General features: G+C 68.9%; 30 protein-coding genes. 2 read left to right on the top strand and 28 right to left on the bottom strand.

Annotated features, from left to right (window positions below):
- Positions 1–37 precede the first annotated feature (37 nt).
- Together VMS22_14840 and VMS22_14835 are read right to left on the bottom strand one after the other, a co-directional pair.
- The gene (locus tag VMS22_14840; protein ID HXJ35307.1) at positions 38–274 is read right to left on the bottom strand and encodes a hypothetical protein; all 237 of its coding nucleotides are present in this window, start codon (positions 272–274) and stop codon (positions 38–40) included.
- A 42-nt stretch (positions 275–316) separates the two neighbouring features.
- Entirely contained in the window at positions 317–607 is a 291-nt protein-coding gene (locus tag VMS22_14835) for a DUF2277 domain-containing protein (GenBank protein HXJ35306.1), read from the bottom strand.
- 78 nt (positions 608–685) lie between these two features.
- Here VMS22_14835 and VMS22_14830 point away from each other — a divergent pair, with 78 nt between their 5' ends.
- On the top strand, positions 686–1,219 hold the full coding sequence (locus VMS22_14830; protein ID HXJ35305.1) for a hypothetical protein: 534 nt from the start codon (positions 686–688) through the stop codon (positions 1,217–1,219).
- Here VMS22_14830 and VMS22_14825 read toward each other — a convergent pair whose 3' ends face one another.
- Positions 1,220–1,453, bottom strand: coding sequence for a hypothetical protein (locus tag VMS22_14825; GenBank protein ID HXJ35304.1), 234 nt, complete (start codon positions 1,451–1,453; stop codon positions 1,220–1,222).
- A 15-nt stretch (positions 1,454–1,468) separates the two neighbouring features.
- The gene (locus VMS22_14820) at positions 1,469–2,893 is read right to left on the bottom strand and encodes a sterol desaturase family protein (GenBank protein HXJ35303.1); all 1,425 of its coding nucleotides are present in this window, start codon (positions 2,891–2,893) and stop codon (positions 1,469–1,471) included.
- Between the two features lie 103 nt (positions 2,894–2,996).
- Here VMS22_14820 and VMS22_14815 point away from each other — a divergent pair, with 103 nt between their 5' ends.
- Positions 2,997–3,467, top strand: a complete 471-nt coding sequence (locus VMS22_14815) for an SRPBCC family protein (protein HXJ35302.1) — start codon at positions 2,997–2,999, stop codon at positions 3,465–3,467.
- Positions 3,468–3,481: 14 nt separating this feature from the next.
- Here the strand turns inward: VMS22_14815 and VMS22_14810 are convergent, their stop codons facing one another.
- The 24 genes from VMS22_14810 to VMS22_14695 form a co-directional block, all read right to left on the bottom strand.
- The gene (locus VMS22_14810; protein HXJ35301.1) at positions 3,482–4,300 is read right to left on the bottom strand and encodes a fumarylacetoacetate hydrolase family protein; all 819 of its coding nucleotides are present in this window, start codon (positions 4,298–4,300) and stop codon (positions 3,482–3,484) included.
- A 7-nt stretch (positions 4,301–4,307) separates the two neighbouring features.
- Positions 4,308–5,024 (bottom strand): alpha/beta fold hydrolase, encoded by a 717-nt coding sequence (locus VMS22_14805; GenBank protein ID HXJ35300.1) that lies wholly within the window; start codon positions 5,022–5,024, stop codon positions 4,308–4,310.
- A gap of 93 nt (positions 5,025–5,117) precedes the next feature.
- On the bottom strand, positions 5,118–5,417 hold the full coding sequence (locus VMS22_14800) for an antibiotic biosynthesis monooxygenase (GenBank protein HXJ35299.1): 300 nt from the start codon (positions 5,415–5,417) through the stop codon (positions 5,118–5,120).
- A 3-nt stretch (positions 5,418–5,420) separates the two neighbouring features.
- Positions 5,421–6,080 (bottom strand): glutathione S-transferase family protein, encoded by a 660-nt coding sequence (locus tag VMS22_14795; GenBank protein ID HXJ35298.1) that lies wholly within the window; start codon positions 6,078–6,080, stop codon positions 5,421–5,423.
- A gap of 10 nt (positions 6,081–6,090) precedes the next feature.
- Complete coding sequence (locus VMS22_14790; GenBank protein ID HXJ35297.1) at positions 6,091–6,780, bottom strand: DUF4336 domain-containing protein; 690 nt, start codon at positions 6,778–6,780, stop codon at positions 6,091–6,093.
- 97 nt (positions 6,781–6,877) lie between these two features.
- Positions 6,878–7,327 carry a hypothetical protein gene (locus VMS22_14785; GenBank protein HXJ35296.1) on the bottom strand — a complete coding sequence of 150 codons (450 nt, stop codon included), beginning with the start codon at positions 7,325–7,327 and terminating at the stop codon, positions 6,878–6,880.
- A 5-nt stretch (positions 7,328–7,332) separates the two neighbouring features.
- Complete coding sequence (locus VMS22_14780; protein ID HXJ35295.1) at positions 7,333–7,767, bottom strand: DMT family transporter; 435 nt, start codon at positions 7,765–7,767, stop codon at positions 7,333–7,335.
- A 12-nt stretch (positions 7,768–7,779) separates the two neighbouring features.
- A complete protein-coding gene (locus VMS22_14775; protein ID HXJ35294.1) occupies positions 7,780–8,313 on the bottom strand; it encodes a GNAT family N-acetyltransferase in 534 nt (177 codons plus the stop codon).
- Positions 8,310–8,879, bottom strand: coding sequence for an XRE family transcriptional regulator (locus tag VMS22_14770; protein ID HXJ35293.1), 570 nt, complete (start codon positions 8,877–8,879; stop codon positions 8,310–8,312). The genes VMS22_14775 and VMS22_14770 overlap by 4 nt, the downstream gene beginning before the upstream one ends.
- A 72-nt stretch (positions 8,880–8,951) precedes the next feature.
- Entirely contained in the window at positions 8,952–9,500 is a 549-nt protein-coding gene (locus VMS22_14765; protein ID HXJ35292.1) for a VOC family protein, read from the bottom strand.
- 188 nt (positions 9,501–9,688) lie between these two features.
- Entirely contained in the window at positions 9,689–10,855 is a 1,167-nt protein-coding gene (locus VMS22_14760) for a lipid-transfer protein (protein HXJ35291.1), read from the bottom strand.
- Positions 10,852–11,292: a MaoC family dehydratase gene (locus VMS22_14755; GenBank protein ID HXJ35290.1), complete on the bottom strand. Its 441-nt coding sequence runs from the start codon at positions 11,290–11,292 to the stop codon at positions 10,852–10,854. Before VMS22_14755 ends, VMS22_14760 begins: the two co-directional genes overlap by 4 nt.
- Positions 11,289–11,693: a Zn-ribbon domain-containing OB-fold protein gene (locus tag VMS22_14750; GenBank protein HXJ35289.1), complete on the bottom strand. Its 405-nt coding sequence runs from the start codon at positions 11,691–11,693 to the stop codon at positions 11,289–11,291. The genes VMS22_14755 and VMS22_14750 overlap by 4 nt, the downstream gene beginning before the upstream one ends.
- The gene (locus VMS22_14745) at positions 11,690–12,256 is read right to left on the bottom strand and encodes a MaoC family dehydratase N-terminal domain-containing protein (GenBank protein ID HXJ35288.1); all 567 of its coding nucleotides are present in this window, start codon (positions 12,254–12,256) and stop codon (positions 11,690–11,692) included. The genes VMS22_14750 and VMS22_14745 overlap by 4 nt, the downstream gene beginning before the upstream one ends.
- A 121-nt stretch (positions 12,257–12,377) precedes the next feature.
- Positions 12,378–12,668 (bottom strand): hypothetical protein, encoded by a 291-nt coding sequence (locus VMS22_14740; protein HXJ35287.1) that lies wholly within the window; start codon positions 12,666–12,668, stop codon positions 12,378–12,380.
- Positions 12,669–12,673: 5 nt separating this feature from the next.
- Entirely contained in the window at positions 12,674–13,645 is a 972-nt protein-coding gene (locus VMS22_14735) for a hypothetical protein (GenBank protein HXJ35286.1), read from the bottom strand.
- Between the two features lie 124 nt (positions 13,646–13,769).
- Positions 13,770–14,294: a hypothetical protein gene (locus tag VMS22_14730; GenBank protein HXJ35285.1), complete on the bottom strand. Its 525-nt coding sequence runs from the start codon at positions 14,292–14,294 to the stop codon at positions 13,770–13,772.
- 232 nt (positions 14,295–14,526) lie between these two features.
- The gene (locus VMS22_14725) at positions 14,527–15,174 is read right to left on the bottom strand and encodes a sulfotransferase (protein ID HXJ35284.1); all 648 of its coding nucleotides are present in this window, start codon (positions 15,172–15,174) and stop codon (positions 14,527–14,529) included.
- A 31-nt stretch (positions 15,175–15,205) separates the two neighbouring features.
- Positions 15,206–15,673, bottom strand: a complete 468-nt coding sequence (locus VMS22_14720; GenBank protein ID HXJ35283.1) for a nuclear transport factor 2 family protein — start codon at positions 15,671–15,673, stop codon at positions 15,206–15,208.
- Positions 15,674–15,745: 72 nt separating this feature from the next.
- Entirely contained in the window at positions 15,746–16,147 is a 402-nt protein-coding gene (locus tag VMS22_14715; protein HXJ35282.1) for a nitroreductase family deazaflavin-dependent oxidoreductase, read from the bottom strand.
- A gap of 45 nt (positions 16,148–16,192) precedes the next feature.
- Entirely contained in the window at positions 16,193–16,378 is a 186-nt protein-coding gene (locus VMS22_14710) for a hypothetical protein (protein HXJ35281.1), read from the bottom strand.
- A 2-nt stretch (positions 16,379–16,380) separates the two neighbouring features.
- Entirely contained in the window at positions 16,381–16,797 is a 417-nt protein-coding gene (locus VMS22_14705; GenBank protein HXJ35280.1) for a DUF1801 domain-containing protein, read from the bottom strand.
- Positions 16,798–16,967: 170 nt separating this feature from the next.
- Entirely contained in the window at positions 16,968–17,387 is a 420-nt protein-coding gene (locus VMS22_14700) for a hypothetical protein (GenBank protein ID HXJ35279.1), read from the bottom strand.
- Positions 17,388–17,398: 11 nt separating this feature from the next.
- A complete protein-coding gene (locus tag VMS22_14695; protein HXJ35278.1) occupies positions 17,399–17,599 on the bottom strand; it encodes a hypothetical protein in 201 nt (66 codons plus the stop codon).
- Positions 17,600–17,668: the final 69 nt, after the last annotated feature.

The raw sequence follows: 17,668 nt of genomic DNA, 5'->3' as shown, positions 1-17,668 counted from the left end.
GGCCCGCGATGAACGTCGCGACGCTCACGCCCCGTCCCTACGCGCTCCGGGGACGCTGCGCGGCGAGGAACCGCCGTCCGTGCGGCGTCACCGAGACGACGCGGCCGACCTCCTCACGATGGCACGCGACGAAGCCTCGCTCGTTCGCCTCCTCCCACACCGGAAGGCGCGGACACGACGTGCGCCAGGCGTCCATGACCTCGGCGTACGGCCTGCGCCGGGCGCCGATCCATTCGAGCAGATCGAGGATCAAGCTGTCGACGGCGTCGGCCACGTCTGCCAGCGTACTCGCCCGTAGAAGCTCTCGGAAATCGCCTCAGGCGATGCCTCCCGCTTCCGCTGGCGGGAAGCGCTTCGCCGTCCTGGCGCGCGCCTTCTGCGCCTCGACTGCGCGATCGCGCGGCGGAGCGCCGGTCACGAGCGAGTCCAGCAGCTCGTGGGCCGCCTGCGCGACCCGGTCGACGGCGCGGTTGAACACCTCTTCGTTCGCCCTGGACGGCCTCGTGAAGCCGGAGAGCTTCCGCACGAACTGGAGCGACGAGGCACGGACCTCCTCCGGCGTGGCCGGCGGTTTGAAGTTGTGCAGCGTCTTGATGTTCCGGCACATGACCGTCTCCTAATTCGTCAAATACCTTTTGCGCAATGGGCCCCCATCGGGTACGTCGGGCGGAGGAGGTCTCCGGAGATGAGCGGGAAGCGAGCGTGGATTGCTGCAGTGGCGGTGCTCGCCGTGTTCGTCGTGGCGATGCCGGGCGACGTCGCGGCGAAGAAGAAGCGAAGCAGGAAGACCCTGACGATGACGGTCGACGGCAAGAAGCTCAAGCCGACGCCGCGCACCATCGACTTCTCGGCGGGCGGCGGCACGATCGGCCTGGGCATTCTGGGGCAGAAGATCCCGCGCCGCGGCCTTGGTATCGTAAAAACCGTGTACATCGCGTGCGCGACCCTCTGGCCTCCACCGGCCCTGGGCACGCCGCTCCTCGGCTGCCTCGGGAGCTACAACGAGCTGAACACGCGGAACCCCACCGCCGCCAAGTACTGGTCGCAGTTCACGGTCGACAACTCGACCGTGGTCATCATCGACGCGTGGGACGGCACCAACGTGGAGGGTCACTTCACGTCGACCGTTCCCGCGGCCATCACCAATCCGGGGCTGCCGCCGGTGACACTCGTTGGCACGTTCAGTGGACCGGTGCGGCTCGGCGATCCCAATCGATGACTAACCGGGCACGCGCCGTTCTCGCGGCGCGTGCCGCAGGAGCGGCGCCTCGAAGAGCGTCACCAGGTCTTGGCCGCGAGTCCAACGCAGGCCGGACGCGCTCGCCAACACCTCGGCCGCGAACGCCGCCCCCGTCGCCTTTCGACAGCGCGCCGCGTGACGGTACTGCATCGGTGTGAGCGCGGCGTCGATCTCGAAGACCACGCCTCCACACAGACAGCTTCCGGTGATCATGCGGGGCTCCTCCGATCATTGCGGCGCAGACGTCCACGGCATCTCGCGCACGAGCGCGTCGAGCTTGGACGTCGCCGCCGCCTGGCACTTCTCCGGATACGTGAACCGGTACTTCAAGAACCATTGGTGCCGATACACGAACAGCCGGAGCTCCGAGACGTCGTGGGCCTGGTGGAAGGTGAGCGACTTGCCTGGCAGCGCCGTTCCCGCCGCGGGCGTCGTGACGGTGCCGACCACGGGTGAGCTCATGGCGGCATGGTGCCGCTGCACCTCGTCGGTCGAACGCGCGAACCCCCGCTCGAGCCAACCTCGCTCCGTCGACGCGACCACCTCGGGCGCCGCCCCGACGAAGCTCATGCGCGGCGTCGGGTAGAGGTAGAACGTGGCAGCGATGAGGCAGCTCGCCTCCCGATCGTTGTATCCGACGCCGACGTCCAACCCCGCGGTGTCGTACCGGTAGGCCGTGACCCGCTGGAAGGTTCCGTAGGACTCGGCGAACGTGAGGCCCGACGCTTCGTGCAGGAGCGGCCCGGGTTGATTGAAGGAAACCGGTTGCGTCAGGGGCTGGGATGGCGGGAGGCCGTTCGGCTGATTGACGGTCCCGGGACAGCCGCTGAGCGCAACGAGCGCGCCGACGGCCACGACCCGCGCGGCGCGGGCGAGCGGCACGAGCGGATACGCGAGCTGTCGCAGGAAACCGTCCGGCACGGGATCGCTCGAGCCGAAGACGGTCGCGACCCGGCCGCGCGGCAGGTAGTAGGTCCCGAAGAGGACGTCCCAGATCGCGAGGATGCCCGCGAAGTTCTTGTCGCGGCCTTCCTCGGCCGCGGTGTGATGCCAGCGGTGGAAGGCGGGGCTCGTGACGACGTAGCGTAGTGGGCCGAACGTCCAGCCGAGGTTCGCGTGCAGGAACACGACGTACCAGGTGGTGAACGGCGCCAGCACGAGGAACGTGTAGGGATGAAAGCCGCAGGCGAGGATCGGCGGCACGTAGATCAGCTGCGCGCCGATCTCGTTGAGGGGATGGAATCGCCCCGAGCTCAGCCAGTCGAGCTGGGTCGACGAGTGGTGGACGGCGTGGATCGGCCAGAGCGCGCGCCGGTGGAAGAGCCGGTGCTGCCAGTAGGAGAGGAAGTCCGCGAGGACGAAGACGATCGGCACCTGCCACCAGAACGGGATCGCGGCGCCCAGGCCGAAGCCGCCATAGAACCGCTCCGCCGTCATGCCGTAGAGGAGCATCACCGGGAGGAGCGCGTAGTAGATCGCCCAGGGAGCCACGCCGCGGGCGACGAATGCCTCGACGACGTACCACAGGGCATCGGAGCCGGTCCCTCGCCGGACGAGCGACGGCCGGGGGATCGAGGGCCACAAGGTCTCGAGCGTGATGCAAACCAGAGGGACGACGCCGAAGCCGATCAGCGCTGCGACCTTGGGATCCACCCTCGGGGGCTATGTGCCCTGGCGATCGATCGAAACGCAACGGGGTCGATTTGTCGATCCGGCCGTCGCCCGTTCGACCAGTTGTCATAGGAAGGGAGACCCCATGGCGACCACGATGTTCACGACCCCGTCGGACCGGGAGGTCACGGCGACCCGCCTCGTCCATGCGCCGCGCACGCTCGTCTTCGACGCCTTGAGCAAACCCGAGCACCTGCCGCACTGGATGCTCGGCCCGGACGGCTGGACCATGCCTGTCTGCGAGGCCGACCTCCGTCCTGGTGGAGCGTGGCACTACGTCTGGCGGAACGCCGCCGGCGGCGAGATGGAGATGCGCGGGGTGCACCGCGAGGTCGTGCCGCCCGAGCGGCTCGTCTCGACCGAGTCGTGGGGCGGCGAGTGGCCCGAGACGCTCAACACGATCGTTCTGTCGGAGGCCGACGGCAAGACCACGATCAGGTTCACGGTGCGCTATCCGTCGAAGGAGGCGCGCGAGGCGGCCCTCGCCACCGGCATGAAGAACGGCATGGCGCAGAGCTACGATCGCCTCGACGCGTACCTGCGGACGATCCGATGATCGCCGCCCAATCGTCATTCGAACGCCACCTCGAGCGCCGGCAGGTCGAGCGTGCCGTAGTCGGAGCGCCATCGCGTGTCCGCCGAGATCGGCCACGCGTCGGTCAAGGTTCCGGTGGTCACGATCTCGCCCGCCTGCAGTGGCGGAGCGTCCGGCTGGCTCGCGAGCACCCGCGCGAGGTACTGCAGCGCGAGCGCCGGGCTGTCGAGCACGTGACTACCGTGGCCGCGCTCGACGACCTCGCTGCCGCGGTACAACGTCAGCTCGAAATCCGGCAGCGCGACCGCCAATCGATCGCGCGCGGCAGCGTCGAGGGACGTCGTGGGTCCCACGACGAGCGCGCCATGCAACCCGAACGCCGCGGTGCAGTCCGGCGCCTGGAACTTCCAGTCGGGGAAGTGGCTCTGCACCACCTCGAACCCGGGCGCGATCCACTCGACGGCGTCCAGCACGGCTCGCGCGTCGCCGGCGACGGGCACCGGCCCGCGCAGCCCGAACACGACCTCCGGCTCGATGCGCGGCTGCACGAGGCCACGCAGCGCCAGCCGCGCGGCGCCGTCGGGCACCCGATGCACCGTGTGCGCGTACACGTACGCCCACATCGGACGATCGACGTCGTAGCGCGCCCAGATCGTGCGGTTGGTGAACCCGATCTTGCGACCCACCGGCTGCCAGCCGCTCGCCACTCGACGCGCCTGGATCTCGCGTAGCACTGCGTACGCCGCGGCCACGTCGAACGACGGATCGGAGGAAGTGATCGGATCGATCGTGGACGCGCGATCGTGAGCGCCGATCAGGCGATCAGCCAGGGCGACGATGCGGGCGCGCTCCACGAGGCGCCTATCGCAGCGACGTGAGGTGGGCCACCAGCTCGGCCGGCGCCGAGAAGAACGGCGAGTGATCCGTGTCCATCGAGACGACCCGGTGGCATGGCATCGCGGTGTACATCGCCTTCTGCTCCGACGGGCTCACCGCCCGGTCCCGCAGGCACTCGATGTAGGTTCGCGGCACGCGGCCGAAGCGCCCGTCCGTCACGTGGATCGGCGTGCTGAGGGGAACCAGCGGCTCCGGCGCCAGCAGCAGCCGGGCCAGCGCGACGTCGTCGTCGGAGCATCCGCCGTAGAAGACGTCCTTCACGGCGTCGAGCGCCATCGTCGCGGATCGGCGGTCCTCGGCCCACACCAGGTTCGGCAAGATCCGTGACGCGGTGTCGCGCTGCGCCACTTCGAGCAGGGCTTCGCCGTCGCGCAGCAGGTACGCGGCGAGGTAGACGAGGCGTCCGACCTTGTCGGGCCGCGCCTCCGCGACCTGGCTGACGACGATTCCGCCGCGGCTGTGACCGACCAGGACGACGGGCTCGGGCCGGGCGTCGAGCACGCGCACGACGCTGTCGGTCCACGTCGCCAGCGTGACCGCGTCGAGCGGCGTCTTGTCCTTTCCGAGGCCCGGCAGATCGAGCGCGATCGCGCGGTGCCCGGCACGCTCCAGCAGAACGACCACCTTGTACCAGCACCAGGCGCCGTGCCACGCACCGTGCACCAGTACGAACGTGCTCACGCGTGGTCCCGTCGGCTACGTGCAGCCGGTGATCTCGCCATCGACGACGAGGTACTTCACGAGCAGCGCGATGTCCATGGCTCGGCGTTGCGCCTAGAGGCCGCCGCTCACCAGCTCGTAGTGCAGGACCTCCGGGAAGGGATCGTAGAAGCGATGGAGCAGCGCCTTCCAGCGCTGGTATTCCGGCGAGCCGCGGAAGCCGCGTGTGTGATCCTCGAGCGTGCGCCAGCGAACCAGCAGCAGGAACCGGTTCGGGTCCTCGTGGCAGCGATGCAGCTCGTGCGCGACGTGGCCGGGCGAGCCGGCGATGATCGGCTCGGCGGTTTCGAACGCCGCCTGGAACTCGGCGGCCATGCCCGGCTTCACCTGGAGGACGGCCATCTCGAGGATCATCGGTCAGTCTCTCTCCGGCGCGCCCAACGGGAAGAACGGGCGGTATGGCCGCGCCTCGTCGACGGCGCGGGCGAAGGACGGCCGCGCGAGGAGCCGTCGCCGGTAGGATCTGACGTTGGCGAACGCTTCGTCGATCGGGTGCGCCCAGTCGGCGTAGAAGAGCGCCGGCGCCGCCGCGCAGTCGGCGAGGCTGAACGCGTCGCCCGCCGCCCATTCGCGCCCGTCGATGGCGCCGTCGAGCCAGCGATAGGCGGTGTCGAGCAGCTTGCGCGCCTCGGCGACCCCGTGGAGATCGCGGTACTCCGGCGGGCGGATGCCGTCGGTCACGACCTTCTGCATCGGCGTCATGACGTAGTTGTCGAAGAAGCGGTCCATCATCCGCACGTCGAGCGCTTCGGTCGGATCCTGGGGAATCAGCCGCACCTTCCCGGGATGCCGGAGGCCCAGATACTCGATGATGGTGCTCGCCTCGACCACCGTGCGGTCCCCGTCGACGAGCACGGGCATGCGCCGCAAGGGCCACAGGGCCTCGTGCTCGGCGGCGGCCTGCTCGTCGCCCGGTGCGAGCAGGCGGAGCTCGAACGGGATACGGTTCTCGTAGAGCGCGATCAGCACCTTCTGGCAGTACGAAGAGAAGGGGTGGGCATAGAGCTTCAGCGACATCTTCTTTCCTTCAGTCGAGCAACCACGAGTAGCCGCGGCGCAGGATCTCGTGCCCGCCGCTCTCGAGAACCTCGCCGTGCGCGACGATGACACGGTCGAAGTCCCAGGCGAGGATGCGCTCGAGGCTCTCGCGCGCGGCGTTTCGGTCGCGGATGAGCCACGGGTCGAGTGTGGACGGGCCGAGATGGCCGTAGCTTCGGATCAGCTTCATCAACAGGCGCGTCGGCGTCGGCGTGCGGGGGCCGAAGTTGAACGCCAGGTCGCACAGGATGAGCGTCCGGCTGACGCGATGGAAGAACGTCACCTCGTTCTCGTACGGCCGCCCGCGAAAGAAGACCTGATCGACCTCCCCGCGCCACTCCTCGGGGGCCTCGTCGCCGAGGATCGCCTCGCATACGAGGTCGGGACGCTTGCGCTCGAGCCCCGGCGCCACCCAGAGACGCGTCCCCGGATACGCCTTGGCGACATCGCCGGCGTAGAGATGATGGACGCGATTCGGCGCGACCGCGAAAGAGACGCGGCCGACCGAATCGAGCTGCCCTCGCAGGTCCGCGTCGAGCACGACGGGTGAATGGAGCAGCAGACGGCCACCCAGGAGGCGAATGACGGTCATGCGCGTGCCGACCGGGAGTCCGTAGAACGTCTGCGGTCGATCGACGACCCAGAGGTTCTCCGCCAGCGGTCTGAGTGGGCTGCCCATCGCCTCCCGGTCGCTTCTGCCCGGGAGAACAATCGACGACAACCCCCTTTGTCGTGGAAGATCTCGCGCGTTCACGAGGCGTCGTAGGCGACGCGCCTCACCGCAGCGCGGTCGCGAGCTGCAGCACGATGAACGCGACGATCGCGACCATGCAGAGCACGTGGTCCCTGCAGATGGCGCGCGCGAGGCGGCTCTGCTCCGCTGCGGCATCCGCCCTCGCGCCGAGGCGGACGGCGTTGGGATACGTGCGTGCCATCGCCAGCGCGATCGGAGCCCCGGCGAGCAGCAGCGAGAGCAGCGCGATCCCACGCCGCTCGTCGTCGCGGGCGATCTGCACGACGAGCGTGCCGATCGCGATCGCCATCACGGTGCCGACCAGATGGGTCATCGGGCGCGCCGTCGTCGTGACGCGCCGGTAGTAGGCGGCGATCGAGCCCAGGACGGGCTCCGGGATCTCGGCACCGCGATGGCCGCGCACCTGGACGTCGAACATGAGGTCCATCCACAGGACCGCCAGCAGGAAGCCGCCGCACGCCGTGAGAATCATCGGCGCTAGCCCCGGACGAGCACGAGCCCGGCACCGACGAGGAGCATGCCGGCGACGCGCGCGAGCGTGATCGGCTCCGTCGGCATGCCGAGGAGCCCGAAGTGATCGATCGCGAGCGCGGCGGCGCCCTGGCCGAGGACGACAAGCGCGATCGCGACCGCCGCACCGATCTTCGGGAACACGAAGGCGAGCGACAAGAGAAGAACGAAGCCGCAGAGGCCCCCGATGTAGAGGCTCCACGGCGCGTCGGACGGGAAGAAGGTCCCGCTGCGCCCGGCGGCGACGTACAGGATGAGCGTCCCCACGAGGACGATCGACGTGTTCACGACCAGGGCCGCGCCGAGGCCGATGCGCGACGCCAGCCCGGCGTTCGCGGCCGCCTGGAACGCCGCCGCGGCGCCCGCCGTGACGGCGGCGAGGCCGAACAGGATCTTCGTCATTCCATCCCCCCCTCAGGGCCGGCCGTCGAGGTCGCGGTAGTACACGGTCGTGTCGCAGAGCCCGCCCTGCGGCCACAACGCATAGCCGGGAATCACGCCCACGCGCACCCAGGCCCCGCGCTCGTAGAGGCGTTCGGCTTCGGCGTTCGCGGTGTCGAGCACCAGCAGCGTCTTGCCGCATTCGCGCGCTGCGGCCTCGGCGGCGCGCAGGAGCGCGGCGCCCAACCCCTGCCGACGTGACCGCCGGTGCACCAGCATCTTCGTCAGATCCGCCCGATGCGGCTGGTTCTCGGGCTGCGCCAGCACCAGCTGGACGGTGCCGCACAGCCCCCGCTCGTCCGTCGCGACCAGCAGCACGCGCTCGCCGGCGGCGACGCCTCGCGCCACGTCGCGCCAGAACGCCGAGGCGCGCTCGCGCGTCAGCGGATGCATGAAGCTGACCGACGCGCCGGCCTCGACGCAGTCGACGAGCACGTCGGCGAGGCCGGCCACCTGCGCGTCGTCGACGGCGTGGAGGCGTCGAACGATCCAGGCCGGCGTGGTCACGCGATCACCACCGCGTACCGCGCGGGCCTTCGCGTGGGGTTGTGGAACATCGTGGGGCGATCGAGCGTCATGGCGAGGCAGTCGCCCTCGCGAAGCCGGTGGCGCTCCGCCCCCACGGTGACGTCGATCGCGCCTTCGAGCACCCACACCTGCTGGTGCACGTGCACGTCGCGCGTGCTGCTCTCGAACGCGACGCGCCCTCCAGCCGGGAAGCGAACCTCGACGATCCGCATCGGCTGCGCCACGCCCGGCGGCGAAACGTTGCGCCGCAGGTAGCCCGAGGCGGGATCCTTCCACGTCGGCTGGTCGTCGCGCCGCGCCACGGGTCCACCGGGCCCGCCCGCCGGTGGATCGAACAACGAGGCGAGCATCACGCCCAGCCCGCCGGCGAGCTTCTCCAGGACCACGGCCGTCGGACTGCTCTCCCCGCGCTCGATGAGCGAGATCATCGAGCGGCTGACTCCGCTCCTGCCCGCCACGGCTTCGAGCGAGAGGCCCTGGGCGGTGCGCAGCTCCCGCACGCGCTCGGCGATGCGACGATTCAGGTCCGGCGCCGCCTCCTCCATGATGGATGGTACATCCACCATACTGGATGTACCGTCAAGCCGGCCGGCCCGTCGCGATGCTGGAGCCGGCGCTCAGACGGTCATCGTCTTGATGCCCGCCGTCGTGGCGTCCTTGCGATGCTCCTCCCCGATCTCGCTCGGGTCCTGACGCAGCAGGCGCAGCGCCTCCGCCGGCGCCTGCGTGAACATCTCCCCGGCGGTATCGGTCGCGAACTCGACCATGATCCCGTTCGGATCGACGAAGTAGATCGAGTAGCAGGCGCCGTGATCGATCTCCATCGCGAGCTTCACGCCGCTGGACTGCGCGCGCGCCTTCATCGCTTCGATCTCGGCCATCGATCCGAGGTTGAACGCGACGTGATTGATCCAGACCGGCAGTCCGAGCCCGGTCGAGATGTCGGTACGACACGCCGGGCGCTCGCCGACGTCGTGGAACGCGAAGAAGCCGAGCTGCTCGCCGTTACCGATGTGGAAGAAGAAGTGCTTGAACCAGCCGGTTCCCGACCGGTGGTTCTCGCAGTGCGAGAGCTCGAGACCGAGGCGGTTCGCGTAGAAGTCGTACGTCGCCTCGAGGTCCTTCGTGCCGAACGCCACGTGATGGAAGCGGGTGGGTCGGGCCATCGCGCGCACCTCCTCCGCGAGGCTTAACGCGGCTGCGAGCTTCGCGTCAAACTGGAGAGCCCGAGGAGCGGCCGGCCCGTCGAAGCAGGCGTGCACCGGCGTCCCACAGGAGGATCCAGGAGAAGCGGGGAATGCCGGCCCTCGCACGCGACGCCGGCGGCGAGCCCCGGATCGCGAGACGCGCCACCCTATCCGCGCCGCAGAATGAGGCCGCTCGTCGGGCACCCCGTGCCCGCCGTCACGAGCACGTGCTCGACGTCGTGCACCTGGTTGCACGACGTACCCCGGATCTGACGCACGGCCTCGGTGATGCCGTTCATGCCGTGGATGTAGGCCTCGCCGAGCAGCCCACCGCTCGTGTTGATGGGGAGCCGTCCTCCGATCGAAAGGTTCTCCACGGTGGCGAAGTCCTTCGCCTCGCCGCGCCCGCAGAAGCCGAGCTCTTCGAGCTGCACGAGGACGAAGGGCGTGAAGTGATCGTAGAGGAACGCCGTCTGGACGTCGGCGGGCCGGAGACCCGACGCGGCCCAGAGCTGCGTCGCCACCACGCCCATCTCCGGCAGACCGGTGATCTCCGGACGATAGTAGCTGGTCATGAGCTCGCCGTCGTCTGCCGCGCCCTGCGCCGCGGCGGCGACGATCGCGGGGCGCTGGCGCAGGTCGCGCGCGCGCTCGGCGCTGGTCACGACCAGGGCGACGGCGCCGTCGCTCTCCTGGCAGCAGTCGAGCAGCCGCAGCACCGGCTCGACGATCCAGCGCGATTGCTGGTGCTCCTCGAGCGTGATCGGCCGCTCGTAGAACCACGCGCCGGGGTTCGTCGCCGCGTGCTTGCGGTCCACGACGGAAATGCGGCCGAAGTGCTCGTTGGTGACGCCGTACTCGTGCATGTAGCGGCGCGCGTGGAGCGCCACCCAGCTCGCGGGCGAGAGAAGCCCATAGGGGCCGTACATGTCGAGGAACGGCGGCAGCGTCGCGCTCGCCATGCCGGGGCCGCCGAAGCGCATGCCGGAGCGCTCGTTCATCGCGCGATAGCACACGACGACGTCGGCCGCGCCGGTGGCGACCGCCATCGACGCCTGCATCACGACCGCGCACGCGCCGCCGCCGCCGTACGGGACGCGCGCGAACATGGTCAGGAGCGGGATGCCGAGGTTGCGCGCCACCTCGGCCTCCTCGCTCGAGTCCATCGAGAACGTGACCAGGCCGTCCACCTCGCGCGGCGAGAGGCCGGCGTCGTCGAGCGCCGCCTTGGTCGCCTCGCACGCGAGCTGCAGCTCGCTGCGGCCGGACGCCTTGGAGAATTCCGTCTGCCCGATGCCGACGATCGCGGCGCGGTCGCGTAGCGAACGGCTCACGCGCCGGCCCTTCCGATCGGAAGCGTGATCACGGCCGTTCCCGACAGGTGGTCGCCCTGGTCGTTGGTCGCCCGGAACGCGACCTCGACGATCCCCTCGCCACCGTCCTGCGAGGTACCGGTGACCGTGCCCGTGTACTCGAGCTTCGAGCCGGCGTACGCCGGCACGCCGAGACGGATGGCGATCTTCCGCACCATCGCGTCCGGTCCCGCCCAGTCGGTGAGGAAGCGGCTGCAGTAGCCGTTGTCGGTCATGATGTTCATGAAGATGTTCGGCGAGCCCTGCGAGGCGGCGTAGTCCCGATCATGGTGCACCGGCATGAAGTCGCGGGTCGCGATCGCGCCGGCCACGACCACGGTGGCCGTCACGTCGATCGTCATCGGCGTGATCGCGTCGCCGGCCCGGATCCGGCTCCAGTCGAGCGTCGTCCGCGTCACGACGCGCTCCGCGGGCGGAACTGGGGCAGCGACACGCCGTTGTCGAAGTGCTCGACGTAGCCCTGCACGGGCATGCCGATGGCGACGTCGTCCGGGTCGACGTCGCGGAGGTTCGAGACGATGCGGGTGCCCTCTTCGAGCTCGACCAGCGCGACGATGTAGGTGCCCTCGAACCACGGCCAGGGCGGGTGACGCGGCAGGACGAAGCTGTACACTTCGCCACGGCCCGAAGCTTCGATCGTGTCCCAGGCGAGCGAGTTGCAGCGCGGGCACATCGGCCGCGGCGGATGGCGCAGGGTGGCGCACCCCGCGCAGCGCTGGATCAGCAGCTTGCCCTCCTTGAGCGCATCCCAGAAGAACTTCGTGTCCGGCGTCGTCGTCGGAGCCAGGCGATCGCTCATTTCAGCAGCGCCTCCAGGTCGGGCTTGAACTTGAGAATGCGAAAGACCTGCCGGCCGACGATCGCGCCCTCGGCGTCGCGATAGATCGTGACCCAGGTGACGAAGTAACCCGGTCCGATGCGCGTCTGCTTCCTGTCCGAGACCGACTCGATCTCCATCGTCGAGGTGATGACGTCGCCCGGACGCAGGTAGCGCTCGATCTCGAACTCGGAGTTGGTCGCGAGGGTGGCGATGAACCCGACGTCGTCCAGGACCGTGAGCGGATTCCCGCCGAACTCGACCGGCGAGCCGCCGCGCTCGGCGATCCCGGTGATCTTCGGTGTCGCCATGGTCCACGTCTGCAGCATCATCGGCGGCGCGACGATGCCCCCGAACCGCGACGACGCCGCGAACGCGGGATCGACGTAGACCGGGTTGTGGTCTTCCATCGCCGCCGCCCAGTGCCGGATCATCGGCTGGTTCACGGGATCGGGCGCGACCGACGGCGCGCCGATGGGCTTGCCGATCGTCGCCCGCAGCGTCGCCAGCGCCTGCGCTTCGCGCTCCGGCTCGTCGGGGACCACGGGCGGCTTTCCTAGCAACCCGTGCGGCGCCGGGCCAGCGCGGGGCATCGGCCTCAGGCGCGCGTGCCCTCGGCGCCCACCGCCACGATCCCCACGTGTCGTGCGCGCGTCATGGATGCCGTCACGCCTCCGGAACGACGCCGCGCACGGCAAGCGCCTTCGCACCGAGCGAGAAGCCGCGGTCCGGCTTCCCACCCTGGAGGCGCGCCTGGAGCGCATCCCGCAGGGCGTCGCGGTGCTCCGGCGGCAATCCGGCGACGTACGCGCCGGGCGGGCCGGCGCCTTGCAACATCGGCTGCCAGTAGTCGTCGAACGCTCCGCCCGGCTCGAGCCAGGGCAGCACGTTGCGAAAGGCGAGCTCGACCGTCGGTCCGTCGAGGAAATGCAGGACCTGGGCGGCGAGGAGAACCACCGCGATCACTCCACCCGGAACGTCGACGAGCGCGTGGAGCTGCCGGCCTTGCCGCGGAAGGATATGGCGACCACGGCGTCGAACGGATCTCCCACCTCGAGGAGCTGAGCGCCGGCGCGCGTCAGCTTCATGCCGATCGTGGCGTCGCCGTCGCGCTTGATCTTGCGCTTCCCCTTCACGATCACCTTGGTGCCTCCTGCCCCGCGAGCTCGGACTGCAGGCGGCGCCGTCACCGTCGCCTTCAACGTCCCGCGAGGGGCCTCGCCCGCTGCGATCCGCAGGAGCCTGTGGATCTCGTCACCGCTCGTGGCGCGCAGAAGGTCCTTCAGCCACGGCTGAAGACCGCTGACCATTCCATAGGCCATCTTGTCCATGAAGGCGCTGATCGGGTCGGTTCCAGGCAGCGTCGTCGTCGTGGATGAGGAGCCCGGCGACGGGACGGTCGTGGTGGTGACGACGTTGCGCGTGCACGTCGCCTCGTCGAAGTTGCCCTGGCTGGGTGTGAAGGTCGCGCCTATCTCGAGGTCGGTATTCGTGAGCGTGTTCGGCACGACGAAGGCACAACCGTAGCCCTCGGGGATCGTCCCACTCCCGTACGTGACGGTCCCGCTTCCGGCGCATTGCCCGGTGAACTCCGAGAAGATCACGCTGCAGCTTCCGACGGCGGTCACGCGGGGAACGCTCACGACCATCCGCTGGCCCTCGGGTGGGCCAACGAAGCCCTGCGCGAGATTCTCACGGCTGATCGAGCAGGTCGTGATCCAATCCGGGCTGCCGGAGAACGTGGGCCGCGGGCAATCGAGGATCACGTAGCCCATCGGGGTGTCGCCGGGACCGGCGAGCGAGAGTGACATCTGCCCGTACGCCGCCGCCGGGGTACCGAGGCTTCGCAGCACGATGGAGCCCCCGAAGGCATCGAGCGGCCAAGCAGCCGCAGCCATCATCAGGAGCGTGCAGGTCCTCGGCGTCCTCCGCATGGCCGAGACCCTAACCTGCCGGTGATTGGCCAGTCCAGCCACTGTGACGAGTCGTGTCCGCGGACGCCCGACATCGACGACCCACTCCCGAAGGTCGCCGCTTCGACCGCCGGTGCCGTCCCGCTCATCGAGACAACAGCAGCGGGACGAACCAGACGAAGCCGCCGTACGCGCTCACGGCCGTCTCCATGACGGTCGCTGCGAGGAACGCCCGGCGAGGGACGCGGTACGGCGAGAAGACCGAGCAGACGAGGAAGGCGAGCGCGAGGAGTGGTGCGATCAGGATCCGCAGGACGGAGAGCGCACCCCACGTGGTGAGCATCGAAGGCGGCGGCACATGCCTTCCGATGGCGAACAGGACGACCGCCACGAGCCCCGTGACCGCAACGGCCATCGCGAACCCCGAGAGCACCGTCCAGAAGAGACGATAGGGTCTCAGAAAGAAGAGCGCTCCACCCGTTGGCACGAGCGCGACGAGACCGAACACCGCGACGAAGAGCATCGCGTCGCCGGCCGCGTACATGCCGCTCGCGGCCTGTGCGTCGGGACCGCTCGTGGCCGCCTGGCGGACCGCGACCGCCGTGGACGCCATGAGAAACGCGGCGACGTACCCTGCCGCGACGGCGGCGATCTTGAGAAGGGATCTCATCTCATCGCGCGACTTCGAGCATGACGATCCGATCGCCGACATACCAGATCCGAACCTGGACTCCCTCGTCGATCGGACCTCCGTGGGCCTTTAGCCGGCAGCCGGCTTCGGAAGTAGACCAGGCCGCTTCCGACGAGAGCCATCAGAAGACCCGATGCCGGGAACCACCAATTCCGGAAGCCGCCGATGTCGAAGGCGACCTGGTACGTCGTCGGAGCCGTCACGTCCCGCGTCAACGACGAGGCTCGATGGGCGGGAGCCCCGTGTGCGCCCGGTACCATGCCGTGTCGTTCAGGTGCGGGAAACCCTCGTCCGGCACCGGCACGCCCAGGAAGCCGCAGATCGGCTCCCAGCCTTCACCCGGCTGATAGACGAGCAGCCTCGACGCCGGGATCGCATCGATGACTGCCTGGTTGTGCTCCTCGAATACGCGCTTCGCATGGGCGCGATCTCCGAGGCGCCCTCCGAAGGTCCGTTCGAAGATCAGGTCGTACGCCATGCGGTGGAATTCGTGGAGGATCGCCGGCGCACGCTCTGGGGGCCCCTGCATGAGCGCGGGGTAGATGGTGTTCGCCACGCTGTCGTACCAGCGGTCGGCGTCGCGCAGCGACAGCAGGACCTTCGCATCGGGGTAGTGAGCGACCAGCTCGCGCCAGAAGGCCGCCGCCGGCCAGTCGACGGTGGCGCGATACCCGCGGAAGATCGTGTCCCAGTCGAGGGCGCCGCTCGGAGTCTTCTCGAGCCAATGCCGAGCGCGCTCCGGCGCCGTCAGGATCTCGAGCATGTGGTAGCAGGGTCCGTAGCCGATCCGCTCGAGCGCAGCTTTGAGCGACAGCGTTCCGGTGCGCCCCAGACCGGCGCCGATCAGCGCGAGTGCCATGGCTCGGTCGCACGATCCACGATGGCTCGTGCTACGGCTTCTTCGCCGGCTCGGCCGGCGGCAGGCCGATCGACGCGTGATCGACCACGTAGCGCCATCCGCCGGCGGTCTTCACGATGATCTCGGACGTGCGGATTGCCGAGGTGGCCGGCTTGCCGTCGGGCCCGTTCTGCGTCAGCTCCCAGTGGCCGATGATCGCGATGTGCGTCGGGTCGAGCTGCACGCCGACGTCGTCCTTCAAGACCGGCTTGGTGGCGAGCTTGGGGTCGCAGAGGCCCGTCGCTAGCTTTTCGATCGCAGCCTTCCCCCTCGCTTCCTCCCCCGCCCCCGGCCAGATGACGAACGCGTCGTCGGTGTACAGGGCGACCACGGCCTTCACGTCGCCGGCACCGCACGCCTTTGCGAACGCCTCGTCGTGCTTCTTCGCCTCCGCCGTCGCGTCGGCGAACGCGGGTGCCGCCAGCGCCATCACCAGAAGGACCACGCTCCAGTCCCGCATAGTCGTCCCCTCCCCGACGGCGTCTCGCACGATCGAGACGAGGCGGTCAACGCCGCGGCCTGGGTTGGAACGTCATTCGGGCGAGATCTCCACGACCTCCGGCGCAGTCGACTCCAGGCGCACGAACGCCGCGTGCACTCGATTCATCCGCCGAAGGTAGCTCTCCGGATCGACGTCGAGGATCCGCAAGCGTGCCGGGCGCCACACTCCGCGCAGATGGACCCTGAGGCGGCCATCGTTCGCGAGCGCGTTGCGGACCCACTGGGCGCGTTGGCCGTCCTCCACGACGACGATGATGCGCCCGCCGTCGTCGAGAAACCCCACGGGGAGGCGACGGCGCTTGCCCGAGCGACGGCCGATGGTTTCGACGACGAGCGCGTTGTCTCGGGTGTACGGAGGCCGCGGGATGCCGACGAGCAGGGCAAGCGTGGTGACCGCGTTCGCGATACGCACGATCGGCTGCGGCAGTCGCATCCCGTCCGCCTCAGGGCGCGCGACGACTCGGCGGCGACGGCGCCGTCACTTCGCCACCTCGAATCCGTAGCGTCCCCCGACCTCCGCCAGCTTTCCGAGATCGGGATTCACCGGAGCGACTTCCCGCGCGATGTCGGAGAACATCTTCGAAGCACCGAGGCGCGACGTGACCGAGATCATCTCGCCGCCGCCCTCGCCGAAGCGAAACCAGTGGACCGTTTGTCTTATCATCCCTACTTCGCTCGCCGTGGCCTTGCCTTTCCGCCGGACGTATTGAGGGCGACCGCGGCGCGGACGAGCGCCTTGAACGCGCCCGCGTCGACCTGCTCCCCCTCATGGATGTCGATCGCGCGCCTCACGTTGCCGTCGAGGCTCGAGTTGAAGAGCTTGGCGGGGTCCTTCAACGAAGCCCCTTTGGCGAAGGTCAACTTCACGATCGACTTGTAGGACTCGCCGGTGCAGAGGATCCCGTCGTGCGACCATACGGGAGTGCCCATCCACTTCCACTCCTCCACGACGTCCGGGTCCGCGTCTCTGATGAGCTTGCGCATCCGGCCCAAGGTCTCCCCGCGCCAGCCCCCGAGCTCGGCGATTCTCTCGTCGATCAGCTCCGATGCCGACCGGCTCTCGGTCGAACCCGACTTCTTCATGTGTGTCCCCCCAACGACTTCCGGACCCTTCCCGATTCCGTGGCAAGCCCCTTCCCCGTTAGTCTCCGCCGCCGACGCGGCTACCTCCCAGCGGGCCGTTGAGCGGCCGGCCGAACGGCGTCGCTTGAACGTGGCTCGACGGTCACCGGGCGGCTCGCTCCAGCGCCGTGTTAGACCGCAACGTGCCTCCGGAACAACGGGTAGTGGTAACCGCCAGCGAACAGCGCGAGCAGACACGCCTGGAGAACCCACGTGGGGACCATGCGCCACGCCTCGAGATGACCGGAACGCACGGCGATGATCTCGGTCGCGATCAGGCCGTAGATGACGAGCACGGTGAGTGCCGCGACGAAACGTCTGGGAAGTGGATCACGGTACGCCCAAAGGAGAAGGACGGTCCATGCGAGCATCAGCGACGCGGCATATCCCATCGCGAATCTGTAAGGGCCGCTCAGATCCGTGAACCCCCAGAGAAGTTGGCCGAGCTGCGGAACGAGCATCGGCCCGAGTGCGAGGGCATCGGTGATGGCGCCAGCGAGAAACGCCGCGCGGAGGAGTCGTTCCTGGCCATCGGAGGGGCGCTCGACCATCGTTGTATCTCCTACGTCGGCCGTGCGTCCGGCCGGCCGATTGCGTTGGTCATCTCGAACGGATCGACGTGCAGATCGTCGAGCTCGTCCATTCCATCGAGATCGACGTAGTGGATGTACTTCCATTGCTCCGTACGCACGCACTGGTAGCCCATCTTCTTCGACACCCGGGGGAAGACTCCATCCGAGAAGTGTTCGATGTCGTTCGTCATGACGTTCTCTCGCTTTTTTCGCATCGAAACACGGCGTGGCTCTCGGCGAGCCGTTCGAAGTCCTCGATG

It is taken from the genome of Candidatus Eisenbacteria bacterium (genome assembly GCA_035577985.1).
In the GTDB taxonomy this organism is placed as follows: Bacteria; Desulfobacterota; Binatia; order DP-6; family DP-6; genus DATJZY01.
This window is presented reverse-complemented; position numbering and strand designations above follow the sequence as displayed.

What these genes read in the sequence shown, in the direction of transcription:
- VMS22_14835 (HXJ35306.1), bottom strand. Translation starts at nt 607, where the DNA reads ATGTGCCGGAACATCAAGACGCTGCACAACTTCAAACCGCCGGCCACG.
- VMS22_14830 (HXJ35305.1), top strand. Translation starts at nt 686, where the DNA reads ATGAGCGGGAAGCGAGCGTGGATTGCTGCAGTGGCGGTGCTCGCCGTG.
- VMS22_14825 (HXJ35304.1), bottom strand. Translation starts at nt 1,453, where the DNA reads ATGATCACCGGAAGCTGTCTGTGTGGAGGCGTGGTCTTCGAGATCGAC.
- VMS22_14815 (HXJ35302.1), top strand. Translation starts at nt 2,997, where the DNA reads ATGGCGACCACGATGTTCACGACCCCGTCGGACCGGGAGGTCACGGCG.
- VMS22_14800 (HXJ35299.1), bottom strand. Translation starts at nt 5,417, where the DNA reads ATGATCCTCGAGATGGCCGTCCTCCAGGTGAAGCCGGGCATGGCCGCC.
- VMS22_14795 (HXJ35298.1), bottom strand. Translation starts at nt 6,080, where the DNA reads ATGTCGCTGAAGCTCTATGCCCACCCCTTCTCTTCGTACTGCCAGAAG.
- VMS22_14790 (HXJ35297.1), bottom strand. Translation starts at nt 6,780, where the DNA reads ATGGGCAGCCCACTCAGACCGCTGGCGGAGAACCTCTGGGTCGTCGAT.
- VMS22_14785 (HXJ35296.1), bottom strand. Translation starts at nt 7,327, where the DNA reads ATGATTCTCACGGCGTGCGGCGGCTTCCTGCTGGCGGTCCTGTGGATG.
- VMS22_14780 (HXJ35295.1), bottom strand. Translation starts at nt 7,767, where the DNA reads ATGACGAAGATCCTGTTCGGCCTCGCCGCCGTCACGGCGGGCGCCGCG.
- VMS22_14770 (HXJ35293.1), bottom strand. Translation starts at nt 8,879, where the DNA reads ATGGAGGAGGCGGCGCCGGACCTGAATCGTCGCATCGCCGAGCGCGTG.
- VMS22_14765 (HXJ35292.1), bottom strand. Translation starts at nt 9,500, where the DNA reads ATGGCCCGACCCACCCGCTTCCATCACGTGGCGTTCGGCACGAAGGAC.
- VMS22_14750 (HXJ35289.1), bottom strand. Translation starts at nt 11,693, where the DNA reads ATGAGCGATCGCCTGGCTCCGACGACGACGCCGGACACGAAGTTCTTC.
- VMS22_14735 (HXJ35286.1), bottom strand. Translation starts at nt 13,645, where the DNA reads ATGCGGAGGACGCCGAGGACCTGCACGCTCCTGATGATGGCTGCGGCT.
- VMS22_14730 (HXJ35285.1), bottom strand. Translation starts at nt 14,294, where the DNA reads ATGAGATCCCTTCTCAAGATCGCCGCCGTCGCGGCAGGGTACGTCGCC.
- VMS22_14725 (HXJ35284.1), bottom strand. Translation starts at nt 15,174, where the DNA reads ATGGCACTCGCGCTGATCGGCGCCGGTCTGGGGCGCACCGGAACGCTG.
- VMS22_14720 (HXJ35283.1), bottom strand. Translation starts at nt 15,673, where the DNA reads ATGCGGGACTGGAGCGTGGTCCTTCTGGTGATGGCGCTGGCGGCACCC.
- VMS22_14715 (HXJ35282.1), bottom strand. Translation starts at nt 16,147, where the DNA reads ATGCGACTGCCGCAGCCGATCGTGCGTATCGCGAACGCGGTCACCACG.
- VMS22_14710 (HXJ35281.1), bottom strand. Translation starts at nt 16,378, where the DNA reads ATGATAAGACAAACGGTCCACTGGTTTCGCTTCGGCGAGGGCGGCGGC.
- VMS22_14705 (HXJ35280.1), bottom strand. Translation starts at nt 16,797, where the DNA reads ATGAAGAAGTCGGGTTCGACCGAGAGCCGGTCGGCATCGGAGCTGATC.
- VMS22_14700 (HXJ35279.1), bottom strand. Translation starts at nt 17,387, where the DNA reads ATGGTCGAGCGCCCCTCCGATGGCCAGGAACGACTCCTCCGCGCGGCG.
- VMS22_14695 (HXJ35278.1), bottom strand. Translation starts at nt 17,599, where the DNA reads ATGACGAACGACATCGAACACTTCTCGGATGGAGTCTTCCCCCGGGTG.